The following is a 12,271-nucleotide window of genomic DNA, read 5'->3' on the forward strand; positions in this document are numbered from 1 at the left end:
ATGCCCAAGGGCTACTGGGTCAGCGTCTACCGCACCATTTCCGACCCTGAGAAACTTGCCGCCTACAACGAGCTCGCCCGGGCGGCCGTCCAGGCCTTCGGTGGCCGGACGCTGATCCGCGGCGGTCAGGTCGTTGCCTACGACGCCGGACTCGCCGAACGCACCATCCTGGTCGAGTTCGACAGCTTCGAGCAGGCCGTCGCGGCGCGCGAGAGCGCGGCGTACCAGAAGGCCCTGGACGCTCTCGCGGACGCTGTCGAGCGCGACTTCCGGATCGTCGAAGGCGTCGACTAACCGAGATTGTTGCTTGCAGCAACCGCTTTGCGGCGGGCGTAGGTTCGCAGGGCCCGGAGGAGGTCCACCTCGCGGAAGGCGGGCCAGTAGTGGTCGCTGAAGTGGATGTCGGAGCGGGTGGCTTGCCAGAGCAGGAAGTCGGACATGCGGAGTTCGCCGCTGGTGCGGATGACCAGGTCCGGGTCGGGGAGGTCGGGGACGTAGAGGTGGCTGGTGATGTCGGCCTCGGTGAGAGTGGTCGCTACGTCGGTCAGGGAGCGGCCGGAGGCGGCGGCTTCGTCGAGTACGCCGCGGATCGCGTCGATGACCTCCAGCCGGCCGCTGTAGCCGATGGCGATGGTGAGGTCGCCGGCGTTGGTTCGGTCTCGGGTGGCTTCGACGGCTTCTTTCAGCGCGCGGGCCGTGGAGTCGGGGAGCAGGTCGAGTTGGCCGGCGATGTGGAGTCGCCAGCGGTGGTCTCGGCGTACGTGGTCGGCCAGGACCGTCTCGGCCAGTTGCATCAGGTAGTCGACCTCCGCGGAGTCGCGGCGGCGGATGTTGTCGGCCGAGGCTACCCAGGCGGTGACGCAGCGGACGTCGGCGGCGGCGCACCAGCCGAGGAACTGCTCCAGGTGCTGGGCTCCGAAGCGGTGACCGAGGCGTACGTCGTCCAGGCCGGCTCGGCGGGCCCAGCGGCGGTTGCCGTCCATCACGATGGCGATGTGGCGTGGGCGGGGGAGGCCAACGAGTTGGCGACGCAGTCGGCGGGTGTACAGCCGGTACAGCGGGTTCATCAGCTGGTCGCACTCGTCAGTACGTCGGCCAGGTCGAACTTCACCGGCTCTTCGAGCTGCTCGTAGGTGCAAGACTCCGGCGTACGGTCCGGGCGCCAGCGCACGAACTGGGCCGTGTGCCGGAAGCGGATGCCTTCCATGTGGTCGTAGCGGACCTCGACGACGCGTTCGGGGCGCAGGGGCGTGAACGAGAGGTCCTTGCCGGCCTGCCAGCGGCTGCCTTCGGCATTGCGCGGCGTACGGACGCCGTCCTCCTGCTTGGCCCAGGCCCACGGGTGGTCGTCGAAGGTGGTGACGAGTTCCTGCATCTCGACGAAGAGTTCCTTGCGCCGTTCGAGCGGGAACGCGCCGATGACGCCGACGCTGGCCAGCGTGCCGTCGGAGTTGTAGAGGCCGAGCAGCAGCGAGCCGATCCGGTCGGGGCCGCTCTTGTGCAGGCGGTAGCCAGCGACCACGCAGTCCGCCGTACGCTCCGGCTTCACCTTGAACATCGTCCGCTTGTCCGGCAGGTACAGCCCGTCGAGCGGCTTCGCGATCAGCCCGTCCAGGCCCGCGCCCTCGAACTGCTCGAACCACTGCCCGGCGGTCTCGTGGTTGGTCGTGGCCGGCGTGATGTGGATCGGCTCCTTGACGTCGGCGAGCGCGGACAGCAGCGCCGTACGGCGTTCGCTGAACGGGCGCTCGGTGAAGTCCTCGTCGCCCAGTGCCAGCAGGTCGAAGGCGACGAACCGCGCCGGCGTCTTCTCCGACAACATGTTCACCCGGCTCGCGGCCGGATGGATCCGCTGCTGCAACGCCTCGAAGTCGAGACGATCGCCGGACTCGCCGATCACCACGATCTCGCCGTCGATCGCGCAGCGCTCCGGCAGGTTCGCCTTGATCGCCTCGACGAGCTCGGGGAAGTACCGCGTCATCGGCTTCTCGTTGCGGCTGCCGATCTCGACCTCGTCACCGTCGCGGAAGATGATCGAGCGGAATCCGTCCCACTTGGGCTCGTAGCTCAGGTCCCCGTGCGGGATCCCCTTCACGGGCTTCGCGAGCATCGGCTTCACCGGCGGCATCACAGGCAGGTCCATATGGCCATTCTCACCCAGCCTCAACTCTGGAGCGATGAACCGCGTCCTACCGGGTGAACAGATGTTGACCAACTCGGGAGGTTGATCATGCGCATCAACGGTCAGAAGAAGCTCCTTGGTACGGCGGCCGCACTCGCTGTGACCGTGCCGTTCGTGCTCGGCGGTGCCGCGCCGGCGACGGCCGCGCCAGCCTGCGGGAAGTCTGTGGCGAAGGTCGACGCGGTGACGTACGCCGACCGGCTCGTGCGGGCGTGGGGCAGCGGCGAGCAGACGGCCACGTCCTGCTACGCCAGTACGGCGACCGCCCGGGCGCTCACGGCGCAGGCGAACCCCGGTGGCATCCACTGGCGTCGTACCGGCGCGGAAGGTGCAGCCGGAACGATCTACGTGACATACCACGATGACGCGCGCGGCGGAGATCTGACGATCGGCGTACAGAACGTCGGCCTGCGGGGAAGCGGAGGCTGGCATGCAGCGACGAGTGCGAAGTTCCTGAAAGAGCCGAAGGCGTGGGGCGCGGTGGACTGGTCGGACAACCTGATCCGTGCCTGGGGCCGCGGTGACACGAAGTGGATGGCGTACTACGCCACGCCGGACGTCACGAAGGCGTTGACGAAGATTTCCCCGACCGGTGGTTCGGCCTGGCGCCGGATCGCGGCCGACGCGGGCGGCGGGTCGACGTACGTGACCTATCGGAACGACGTCACCGGGCACCAGTTGGTGGTTGGCGTTTCGAACATCGGACTGAGCCAAGGTGACGCCCACGCGGCCGATCGGGTGCAGTACAAGTAGGGCTTCTGTGGACAGTGAGCCGGTCGGCGTCGACAATTTCCGTTATGGGTCCGCTTCCGCTGGTGAACGCGCGTCCGTCCGACGCAGAGCGCGATCGGGCGCTCGCCGTGCTGCGGGAGGGTGCGGGTTCGGGGCGGTTGTCGCACGACACGTTCATCCGGCGGATGAACTTCGTGCTGGGCGCGCAGAGTCGCGGGGAGCTCGACTCGGTTCTGACTGACCTGCCGCGGCCCGAACCGCGGATCGCCGGCTGGATGCGCACGACGCGCACCCGGCTGGCGCGGGTCGACGTGTGGCGGCGGCTCGAGGACGTGTTCGGGATTCCGCTGGCCCGGCGCGAGCGCCCCGCCGTACCGGTGACGAATCTTGCGCTGCCGCCGGCTGGGTCGCCGACCGTCCGGATCGGTCGGGGGCCGGGCGCGACGCTTCGGTTGGGCGACATCTCGGTTTCGCGCTTTCACGCCGAACTGCGGCATGTCGGCGACGGCTGGATGGTCCGCGACCTCGGCTCGATGAACGGCACCGAGCACAACGGCCGCCGCATCACGACGCCGGTTCGCGTTCGCCCCGGTGACCGGCTCAGTTTCGGCGCCGTGCCGTTCACGCTCACCTGGTCGGACGAACCCGAGTAGTCAGTCCGGATCGATGACGGTGGGATGCGACTCGGGGTGTGCGCTCCACCAGGGGCGGGCCAACGAGTTTTCGGCGATGGTTTCGCGGTAGGTCTCGACGAAGGCGCGGTGGATTGTGTTGACGGTTTCCTGGGGCACGTTGTCGACGCGCCACCGCAGCGTACGGCGCCACGAGAAGGGCTGGCCGGCCAGCGGCTTCACGATTGTCCGAGGGAGCTCGCGGACGGTCGGCGCGCAGAGGCAGATACCGCGGCCGGCGCCGATCAGCTGCTCGATCTCGGTCGTGTCGAGGTTCCCGTACCGGAACTGCGGGGTGAAGCCGGCGTCCTCGCAGACCTCGCGCAGGTAGGCGAGCTCGCCGTCTTCCTTGCCGGCCGGCGGGCAGATCCAGATGTCGTCGGCCAGGTCGGCGAGTTTCACCTCGTCGGCGGCGGCCAGGTGGTGGTCGGCGGGGAGCGCGATCCCGAACGGTTCGGGGAAGACCATCGTCTGCTCGCGGATGCCGGGCGGGCACTGCGGCGCATAGGCGTCCTCGGCGCGGCCGATCATCGCGATGTCCAGTACGTCGGCGGCCAGCAGATCGGTCAGTACGGCGCTCGACGAGTCGACCTGGGTCGCGATCTCCCGGTCGGCGAGCACTCCCTCGAGCCGCGCCAGCCAGGCACCGAACATGACCGTGCGCGACGAACCCAGCCGCAGCGTGCCCGAGCCGGAGGTATAACGCCGGCTCGATCCGATCAGCTCGTCCATGTCCGCGAGCATCGCCCGCGACCGGCTCAGCACGTGCTTGCCCAGCGGAGTCGGTACGACGCCGGTCGACGCGCGCTCGAACAGCGATCCGCCGACCGCCTCCTCGATCCGGTGCAGCTGGGCGGTCAGTGACGGCTGTGAGACGCCCAGTGCGGCGGCGGCCTTGGAGACGCTGCCGGTGTCCGCAAGGCGGCAGACCACGCGCAGATGGCGAAGTTCGAGCTCCATAGCGGCGAGGTTATGCCCTGCTGGGATATCACAGCCATCACGTGCAGGTGTCAATCTCAACGGACAGAGGACATCGGACGTTCACCTGCCTGCCCTGCCGGTTCCGGTCTCCTCTGCATCCGCCACCGGCCGGCCCGGACTGCAGCCCCAGCGGCCGGTGGCGGATGCTCCGCCCCCATCCAGTGAGGACGTGTCCCAGTGAAACGCACTGCCCTGCGTACGGCGACGGTCGGAGGCGTGCTCAGTCTCGCGCTCCTGGCCACCGCCGTGGTCACCACCAAGCTCCCGTCGGCCGACGCCGACGCGAGCGCCGCACCGAAGCCCGATCCCCGGGCGGCCGCGATCCGCACCGCCGACCGCCTGGTCGGCGGCCGGGCCGCCGAGCTGAAGGCCGGTTCCGGGGACCGGTTCATCCGTCAGCAGGAGATCAGCACGCCGTGGGGTCTGCAGTACGTCGCCTACCAGCGCACGTACCAGGACCTGGCCGTGATCGGCGGCGACTTCGTCGTCACCACCGACGCCGCCGGGAACGCGAAGGGCATCACGGTCGCCCAGAAGCAGCCCATCGGCGTCGACCGCACCCCCACGGTGACGAAGGCGGCCGCCCAGAAGGCGGCGCGGAAGACGATCCAGAAGGCCGACGCGACGCCTGGTGAGCCGACGCTGGTCGTGTACGCCGGTGGCGCCAAGCCGGTGCTCGCCTGGGAGGCCCGCGTCCAGGGCCACGACCACGGTACGGCGACCCGCCAGAAGGTGTACGTCGACGCCCACACCGGCAAGGTCGTCCACGCGATCGAGGAGAGCGCGGCCGGCACCGGTACCGGTATCTGGAACGGCTCGAACCTGACCATCGGTACGACGCAGTCCGGCTCGACGTACACGATGACCGACCCGGCCCGCCCGTCCCTGCGGTGCGGCAACCAGTCCAACGGCACGACGTACTCCGGACCGGACGACACCTGGGGCAGCACGTCGAAGACCGACCGCGAAGCCGGATGCGTCGATGTCATGAACATCGCCGCCGGCGAGTGGGATCTGCTGAAGAACTGGTACGGGCGCAACGGCCTGGACAACCAGGGCAAGTGGGCCGACGCGCTCGTCGGTCTCGGCGACGTGAACGCCTACTGGGGTTCGCAGTACAACCCCGACGGTGTCGTCTTCGGCTACAACAACGCCCGCGAGTGGATCACCGCGACCGACGTGGTGGCCCACGAGTACGGCCACGGGCTGGACGCGAACACGCCCGGCGGCATCTCGGGCTATCCCTCACAGGAGGCCGTCGCGGACATCTGGGGAGCGCTCACCGAGGCGTACCTGAACAACCCCAACGACGCCCCCGACTACGAGGTCGGCGAGAAGATCGACCTGACCGGCAACGGCCCGATCCGGGTCATGTACAAACCGTCCAACGTCTCCGGCCACCCCGACTGCAACTCCAGCAGCCTGCCGAACGAGATCCACGCCTCGGCCGGTCCGATGAACCACTGGTTCTACTTGCTTGCCGAGGGCACCAACCCCGGCAACGGCAAGCCGGACAGCCCGACCTGCAACAACACCACGCTGACCGGGATCGGGATCAAGGACGCCGGCAAGATCGTCTACAACGCGATGCTGTCGAAGACCTCCGGGATGTCCTACGGCAAGTGGCGCTCGGTGACCCTGACCGCCGCGAAGAACCTGGACAGCAGCTGCGCCTGGCACGGGAAGGTCAAGGCCGCCTGGGACGCCGTCTCGGTCCCGGCCCAGTCCGGTGAGGCGACCTGCGCCCCGACCGGCAACGACTTCACGATGTCGGTCTCGCCCGCGAGCGGCACGGTGAAGCCCGGCGAGAGCGCTTCCGCGACGATCAACACCGTGATCGGCAGCGGTTCGGCCCAGTCGATCCAGCTGACCGCCAGCGGGCTGCCGTCCGGCGCCACCGCGTCGTTCGACCCCGCTTCGATCCAGTCCGGCAACTCGTCGACGCTGAAGATCACCACCACCTCGAGTACGCCGGAAGGCGCGTACGACGTGCGGATCACCGGTGACGGCGCGAACGTCGACCGGACCGCGACGTACCGGTTGACCGTCGGCGGTTCCACCCCGCCCGCCGACGTACCGAACATCGATGTCGAGAAGGTGAAGGCGCACCTGCAGGCGCTCCAGACGGCAGCGGACAACAACGGCGGTAACCGCCGGGCCGGTAGCGCGGGCCACACCGCGTCGGTCAGCTACATCGAAGGCAAGCTGCGCGACGCCGGCTACACGGTGGCCAAGCAGCGCTGCACGAACTGCCAGTACCCGTCGGACAACCTGATCGCCGACTTCCCGGGTGGGGACGCGAACCAGGTCGTCATGCTGGGTGCGCACCTGGACAGCGTGAGCGCCGGTCCGGGCAGCAACGACAACGGTTCGGGATCGGCCACGATCCTCGAGGTGGCGCTGGCGCTGGCACAGCAGAAGCCGACCCTGGCCAAGCACGTGCGGTTCGCGTGGTGGACCGATGAGGAGCAGGGCCTGAACGGCTCGGAGTTCTACGTCGGCCAGCTGTCGTCGACCGACAAGTCGAAGATCAAGGCCTACCTGAACTTCGACATGGTCGCCTCGACCAACGCCGGGTACTTCATCAACAACATCACCTCGGACACCGGCAAGGTGCTCAAGGCGTTCTACGACGGGCTGAACCTGGCGCCGGAGGAGAACACCGAAGGTGCGGGACGTTCGGACGACGCGTCCTTCAAGAATGCCGGGATCCCGACCAGCGGTGTCGCCGCCGGGGCAAGTGCCCGCAAGACGAGCGCGCAGGCACAGAAGTGGGGCGGCACCGCTGGCTCGGCCTACGATTCCTGCTACCACTCGGCGTGTGACAAGTACCCGTCGAACATCGCCACGACGGTGCTCGACCGCAGCGCCGACGCGACGGCGTACGGGCTGTGGAAGCTGGCCGTCGGCGATCAGCCGCCGGCCGGGAACGACTTCAGCCTGAGCCTCGACCCGGCCAACGGATCGGTTGCCCCGGGCAACTCGGTGCAGACGACCGTGAAGACGGCCACCACGAGCGGTGACGCGCAGTCGGTGCAACTGGCCGCCAGCGGGCTGCCGAGCGGAGTGACCGCGACGTTCTCGCCGACCAGCGTGACGTCGGGCTCGTCGTCGACGCTGACGATCGCCGCGTCGGCGTCAACGGCGGCCGGCTCGTACGACGTCGTGGTCAAGGGCACCGGCGCGGTCAGCCACCAGTCGACGTACCGGCTGACGGTGACCGGGACGCAGACCGGCACCGTGACCGTGGAGAACCCGGGCAGCCAGTTCGGATTCGTCGGCTGGTCGAGCTTCCCGCTGCAGTTGCGGGCCACCTCGAGCGCCGGCCTGCCGGTGACGTTCACCGCCACCGGTCTGCCGCCCGGCCTGACGATCAGCTCCTCGGGCTCGATCTCCGGGATGCCGACGACCCGTGGCAACTACTCCGTGACCGCTACCGGGAAGGACTCCAGCGGCGCCACCGGCAAGGCGACCTTCAGCTACACCATCTATTAACAAGCGGGGCCGCGGCGGAACCCACCAGGTCTTCCGCGGCCCGTCCCCGCACCGGGCCTTCTCCTGATGAGGTGGGAGAAGGCTCCGGTGTGTGCGGATTACGGCAGGAGAACGACCTTGCCCACGGTTCGCCGTTCTTCGAGGGCCCGGTGAGCGGAGGGTGCCTCGGAGAGCGGGAACGTGGTCGAGAGCGTTCTCCAGCGGCCCTCGACGACTTCGTCGAGGGCCGCACCCTCGAATTCCCGGAGCCGGCTGCGGATGTCACCGAGCGGCGCGGTCACCGAGACGCGGCGGGTGGACAGATCAGGGGAGTCCACCGGCAGCGGTTCACCACCCGACCACCCGAACGTGAGGACCCGTCCGCCATCCGCGACCAGGTCCAGCGCCTGCAGTCCGTTCGGCCCGGCCACCCCGTCGAGCAACACTGTGACCGGACGCTCGCCGCCGAGATCCTTCCGGAGAGCGCTCGCCCAGTCCGGATCGCGATAGTCGACGGCGTACTGCGCGCCGAGGTCACGCACGAGCTGAACCTTGTCCGGTCCACCGGCGAGCCCGATCACCGTGGCGCCGACATTGCGCGCCGCCTGGACGATGTAGTTGCCGATCCCACCCGCGGCCGCAGTCACCAGTACGACGTCCTCCGCGGTCAGAGCCGCCTCCGCCAGGATCCCCGCGGTGGTCCGCCCGGTCCCGATCGCCGCCACCGCCTGTACGCCGTCGACGTGGTCCGGCAACTCGTACAGCGACTCCACCTTGGCCACCGCGAGCTCGGCGTACCCGCCCGGCACCATCCCGAGATGCACGACGACCCGCTTGCCAACCCAACTCTCGTCGACGTCAGGCCCGACCTCACGCACGATCCCAGCGACCTCGCGCCCGGGGATAGTCGGCAACTCCGGTTTGGCGAAAGCTGTGCCTGACACGTCGCCGGCCCGCAGGAACGTGTCGAGCAGATGGACCCCGGCCGCCTCCACCTGAATCAGCACCATCCCGGATCCCGGCACCGGATCGGGCGCCTCTTCGTAGCGCAGATTCTCCGGCGGTCCGAACGCATGCAGCTGAATACTCTTCATGCCGAGCAAGCTATGACCTCAACCAAGCTTGAGGTCAATCATTGCTGACAGACTGGTCACCGTGCAGCGTGTTGTGGTCATCGGTTGTGCCGGCAGTGGCAAGTCAACACTGTGTCGTGAACTGGCGGCCCGGACCGGCTTGCCGCTGACAGAGCGGGACGCCCTTGGCGTCATGGGGTCGCCCGAGTATCGCCAGGCACTCGTCGGGCTGGCCGACCAGCCGGCCTGGATCCTGGACGGCGCGCCCTATTACGAGGACGACCTCATCTACGCGGCGGCCGACACTGTCATCGTCCTCGACTACCCCAGGTGGTTCGTGATGTGGCGAGTCCTGCGACGCACATTCGCCGTCGAAGTCCTTCGCCGAACGGTGGGTGCGCACCGCCCCGGTGGCTTCGGCGCGTGGCGCGACCGGACGCATCCGCTGCGCTGGGCGTGGAGCTCACATCCGGAGCGCCGCCGCGAGGGCCGCGAGGTCATGCAGCGAGCGGACCTCGCGGACTCCGCGATCTGGCACTTCAGGCGGGCATCGTGCGCGAGGGACTGGGGTCGAGCCAGTACTGCGAGTTCGGAAGGAGGGCGTCGAGTTGGGTGGTAAGGGCCTCGGGCAAGTCGACGGCCAGCGCGGTCAGCAGGGCGTCGACGCGGGCTGGTTTGGTGATGCCGACGACTGTGCCGGTGATGGCGGGGTTGTCGACCGAGTGGCGTAGCGCGGCGGTGGCGAGGTCGACGCCGTACTCGCGGCAGGCGGCGTCCATCTTGGTGACTGCGTCGAGTACGGCGGCGGGGGCTTCGCGGTAGCCGTACTTGGTGCTGGCCTGCGGGTTGGCGAGGATGCCGCCGCCGTAGATCGCGGCGTTGACCACGGCGACATCATCCTTGAGCGCCCTCTGGATCAACACTTCGGCGGAGTGGTCGACGAGGCTCCAACGGTTGTGGACCAGCAGCACCTCGAACCCGCCGAGATCCAGGTAGCGGGCGAGCTCGGTCGGGTTGCCACCGGCCAGGCCGACGTGACCGATTTCGCCGTCGGCGCGCAGCTGCATGAGCGTGTCGACCGCTTCGCGCATGGAGTCGAAGTCGTGGAACTCGGGGTCGTGCAGGTAGACCAGCGGCAGGTCGTCGAGGCCGAGACGTTCCTTGCTCTCGGCAACGCTCGCGCGGACCCGCGCGCCAGAGTAGTCCGCGCCGTCGGCGTCGACCTTGGTCGCGACCAGGAAGCCGTCGGGGAGGCCGCCGTACTGGCGGATGGCGGCGCCGATCCGGCGCTCGCTCTCGCCGTCGCTGTAGCCGTTCGAGGTGTCGATCCAGCTGATCGGGCTGTCGAAGATCCGGAGGACGACCTCGATCGCCTGCTCGGCCGGTACGTCGTACCCGAAGACGGCGGGCATACTGCCCAGCCCGCTGCCGCCGGCGCAGACGGGGGAGACGGTCAGTCCGGTGCTGCCCAGTGGTCGTAGGTCCATGCCGACGAGCCTACGACTAGGGTTGGCTGCATGGTGATTCGGCTGAGCGAGCGGTGGCCGGAGGTCAGCTCGGATCGGCTGCTCTCCGAGTGCGTCCCGCCGCCACGGTTCGCGGATGCGCGGTTCGCGACGTACCGGCCGAATCCGGCGGAGCCGTCCCAGGCCGAAGCGCTGGGTGTGCTGACCGAGCGCGCCGAGTTGCTGGCCAAGCCACGGCAAGCGCCGACCCTGTGGTCGAGGCTGCGCGGCCGTACGCCGGACCCGGGCAAGCCTGGCATCTATCTCGACGGTGGGTTCGGTGTCGGCAAGACGCACCTGCTCGCTTCGCTGTGGCACGAAGCGGCCGGGCCGAAGATGTACTGCACGTTCGTCGAGCTCACCAACCTCGTCGGCGCGCTCGGACTGCGAGCAGCGGTCGAGGCGTTGTCGTCGTACCGGTTGATCTGTATCGACGAGTTCGAGCTCGACGATCCCGGCGACACGATGCTGATCAGCCGTCTCCTCGGTCAACTCGTCGCGGCCGGCGTCCAGCTCGCCGCGACCTCGAATACGTTGCCCGACAAACTGGGGGAGGGCCGCTTCCAGGCGGTCGACTTCCTCCGCGAGATCCAGGCGCTCGCCGCCAACTTCGACGTACGGCGGATCGACGGGCCCGACTACCGTCATCGCGGCCTGCCGGAAGCGCCCGAGCCGTGGACCGACGAGCGTGTCGAGCAGGCCGCGGCCGAGCGTCCAGCGGCGTCGTGCGACCACTTCGTCGACCTGCACCATCACTTGGCCGAGCTCCACCCCAGCCGGTACGGCGCTCTGCTCGACGGCATCGAGGCGGTCGCGATCACCGACATCCGGCCGCTCGACGACGAGAACGTCGCGTTGCGGATGGTGGTCCTGGCGGACCGGATGTACGACCGCGATCTGCCGTTGCTCGCGAGCGGCGTGCCGCTGGATCAGTTGTTCTCGCCGGCCATGCTCAAGGGCGGCTACCGGAAGAAGTACCTCCGGGCTTTGTCTCGATTGATCGCCCTGTCACGCTGAGCACATGGTGAAGAACCGTGGGTTAGTGGGTTCCGCGCTCCTCGTGATCGGTCTCGTGCTGCTCGCCGTCGGTGGTTTCGTCCAGTTCGACGACGCCTCGGGTTTCGGCTCCGAGCAATGGAACCTGCCGCTGGGCTATCTCGCGGCCGTGCTCGGGATCGCAGCGCCGGCCGTCGCCTGGCCGTTGCCGAAGGCCCGTATCTGGCTAGGGGCCGAGCTGGCCGCGTTGAGCGTGCTGCTGATCGTGATCGGGATTGCCAGCGCCGGCTTCAGGTTCGTCTGGGCACGCGACGAGTTCGAGCTCGCCGCCTTCGAGTTCCTGTTGCTCGTGCTGGCGGTGATCCTGATCGGTACCGCGTTGTCGGTGCGGCTGCGCGCCGGCTGGCCGTCGCGGATCGTCGCCTATGTGTGCGGTACGACTCTGGTCGGCTACCTCGCGGTCCGCGTCGGTACGGCGTACTACGACAAGACCATGTGCTCGCCCGAGGACAGCGGCGACTGCCTCGCGCTGCTCGGCGGGATGTTCTGGGGTGCCGGTGCCGTCGTGGTCTGCCTGGTCGCGATCGTGGTGATCGAGGTCGTGCTGTGGCGGCGCCGTCGCTCCTCCGTGATGCCGGTCGCTCGATAGGGCAGGAT

Annotated in this window: 12 protein-coding genes; 7 read left to right on the plus strand and 5 right to left on the minus strand. The window is 68.6% G+C overall.

Translation table 11 applies throughout. The annotated features are described in order from the left end of the window. Positions 1–294 (plus strand): DUF1330 domain-containing protein, encoded by a 294-nt coding sequence (locus ABZS29_RS31560; RefSeq protein WP_355467451.1) that lies wholly within the window; start codon positions 1–3, stop codon positions 292–294. Here the strand turns inward: ABZS29_RS31560 and uppS are convergent. Next, positions 291–1,067, minus strand: coding sequence for a polyprenyl diphosphate synthase (uppS, locus tag ABZS29_RS31565; protein WP_355467453.1), 777 nt, complete (start codon positions 1,065–1,067; stop codon positions 291–293). The two genes, ABZS29_RS31560 and uppS, sit on opposite strands and share 4 nt — an antisense overlap. Further along, positions 1,067–2,143, minus strand: coding sequence for an ATP-dependent DNA ligase (locus ABZS29_RS31570; RefSeq protein WP_355467455.1), 1,077 nt, complete (start codon positions 2,141–2,143; stop codon positions 1,067–1,069). Before ABZS29_RS31570 ends, uppS begins: the two co-directional genes overlap by 1 nt. Positions 2,144–2,230: 87 nt before the next feature. Here ABZS29_RS31570 and ABZS29_RS31575 point away from each other — a divergent pair, with 87 nt between their 5' ends. Together ABZS29_RS31575 and ABZS29_RS31580 are read left to right on the plus strand one after the other, a co-directional pair. Beyond that, positions 2,231–2,935: a hypothetical protein gene (locus ABZS29_RS31575; RefSeq protein ID WP_355467457.1), complete on the plus strand. Its 705-nt coding sequence runs from the start codon at positions 2,231–2,233 to the stop codon at positions 2,933–2,935. Positions 2,936–2,979: 44 nt separating this feature from the next. After that, positions 2,980–3,567 (plus strand): DUF1707 and FHA domain-containing protein, encoded by a 588-nt coding sequence (locus ABZS29_RS31580; protein ID WP_355467459.1) that lies wholly within the window; start codon positions 2,980–2,982, stop codon positions 3,565–3,567. Here ABZS29_RS31580 and ABZS29_RS31585 read toward each other — a convergent pair whose 3' ends face one another. Then, positions 3,568–4,545 carry a LysR family transcriptional regulator gene (locus ABZS29_RS31585; protein ID WP_355467461.1) on the minus strand — a complete coding sequence of 326 codons (978 nt, stop codon included), beginning with the start codon at positions 4,543–4,545 and terminating at the stop codon, positions 3,568–3,570. Positions 4,546–4,743: 198 nt separating this feature from the next. Between ABZS29_RS31585 and ABZS29_RS31590 the strand changes: the two genes are divergently transcribed. Next, on the plus strand, positions 4,744–8,061 hold the full coding sequence (locus tag ABZS29_RS31590; RefSeq protein WP_355467463.1) for a M28 family peptidase: 3,318 nt from the start codon (positions 4,744–4,746) through the stop codon (positions 8,059–8,061). Positions 8,062–8,159: 98 nt separating this feature from the next. On the opposite strand, the gene ABZS29_RS31595 is transcribed toward ABZS29_RS31590, so the two are convergent. Beyond that, complete coding sequence (locus ABZS29_RS31595) at positions 8,160–9,134, minus strand: zinc-binding dehydrogenase (protein ID WP_355467465.1); 975 nt, start codon at positions 9,132–9,134, stop codon at positions 8,160–8,162. 61 nt (positions 9,135–9,195) lie between these two features. Between ABZS29_RS31595 and ABZS29_RS31600 the strand changes: the two genes are divergently transcribed. Further along, positions 9,196–9,732: a hypothetical protein gene (locus ABZS29_RS31600; protein WP_355467466.1), complete on the plus strand. Its 537-nt coding sequence runs from the start codon at positions 9,196–9,198 to the stop codon at positions 9,730–9,732. Here the strand turns inward: ABZS29_RS31600 and ABZS29_RS31605 are convergent. Then, positions 9,653–10,600: an aldo/keto reductase gene (locus tag ABZS29_RS31605; RefSeq protein ID WP_355467468.1), complete on the minus strand. Its 948-nt coding sequence runs from the start codon at positions 10,598–10,600 to the stop codon at positions 9,653–9,655. The two genes, ABZS29_RS31600 and ABZS29_RS31605, sit on opposite strands and share 80 nt — an antisense overlap. A 30-nt stretch (positions 10,601–10,630) precedes the next feature. Between ABZS29_RS31605 and zapE the strand changes: the two genes are divergently transcribed. Both zapE and ABZS29_RS31615 read left to right on the plus strand, forming a co-directional pair. Beyond that, positions 10,631–11,635, plus strand: a complete 1,005-nt coding sequence (gene zapE / locus ABZS29_RS31610; protein WP_355467470.1) for a cell division protein ZapE — start codon at positions 10,631–10,633, stop codon at positions 11,633–11,635. A 25-nt stretch (positions 11,636–11,660) separates the two neighbouring features. Further along, positions 11,661–12,263, plus strand: coding sequence for a hypothetical protein (locus ABZS29_RS31615; protein WP_355467471.1), 603 nt, complete (start codon positions 11,661–11,663; stop codon positions 12,261–12,263). Positions 12,264–12,271: the final 8 nt, after the last annotated feature.

It is taken from the genome of Kribbella sp. NPDC005582 (assembly GCF_040605415.1).
In the GTDB taxonomy this organism is placed as follows: Bacteria; Actinomycetota; Actinomycetes; order Propionibacteriales; family Kribbellaceae; genus Kribbella.